Genomic DNA, 906 nt, shown 5'->3' on the forward strand with positions numbered 1-906 from the left:
AACTAAAACTTGAAAGTTCAAAAATACAGTTCATCCCTTGATAAATAAACGTTTTTTGATACAAAAATAGCATGAACCACTCAAATCCTGGTATAATAGAATCAACGAAAAACCACTAACCAAGGAGTGTTCATGCCATGTCAATTATAACACAAACAACGCCAAACTCAGAAAAAATTTCTACCTCTGTGTCTGATTTTTTTCATCAGTTCCATGTAGCTTCTGCTCTTAAAAAATCGAATGCCGTGCACAGGAAGGGTTTCTCCGTTTCTGTTATTTTTTCGTTCCTATTAGCTTCGATCTTTACCAACGGTTCTACCTATCGGTTTTACCAAAAGCAAAAGGAACAGCTATCATTTTCAGATAAAACATTTCGCAACGTTTTGAATGATCCGCACACTCATTGGCAAAAATTACTGATCTTAGTGGCTAAATCCGTCATTACTTTCCTACGTCCATTGACGGGTGATGCCCGAAAAACCACATTTATCGTGGATGACTCCATGTATACCCGCTCGAATGCGAAAAAAGTGGAATGTGCCGCTTTACAATACGACCATGCCAAGAAAAAATATTTCAAAGGATTTCGTTATTTACAATTAGGCTGGAGTGATGGCAACAGCTTTGTCCCCGTCGCTTTTTCCTTGCTCTCCGGGAAAAGAAAGCTCCAATCTGATCTTGATATCGGGGACCAACGCACGAATAGGGGGAAACGTAAAGCTCAAGCGCTTCGTAAAGGCACAGAAGTGACACTGGAACTGCTTCGATCGGCTTTGAACCAAGGGATCCATGCGGATTATGTCTTATTCGATACTTGGTTTTCCAGTCCCAAAATGTTCCAACAGATCCGTGACCTGAAATGCCACTGCGTAGCGATGGTCAAACGTAGTCAAAAGATCTACTACC

Annotated in this window: 1 protein-coding gene; it reads left to right on the top strand. The window is 40.7% G+C overall.

What is annotated here, in order from left to right:
- Positions 1–137: 137 nt before the first annotated feature.
- Positions 138–906, top strand: a 769-nt coding sequence (locus tag TS1_RS12180) for an IS4 family transposase (RefSeq protein WP_174519347.1), incomplete at its 3' end; no start/stop codon positions are given.

It is taken from the genome of Tetragenococcus solitarius NBRC 100494 (assembly GCF_001544195.1).
GTDB lineage: Bacteria > Bacillota > Bacilli > Lactobacillales > Enterococcaceae > Tetragenococcus > Tetragenococcus solitarius.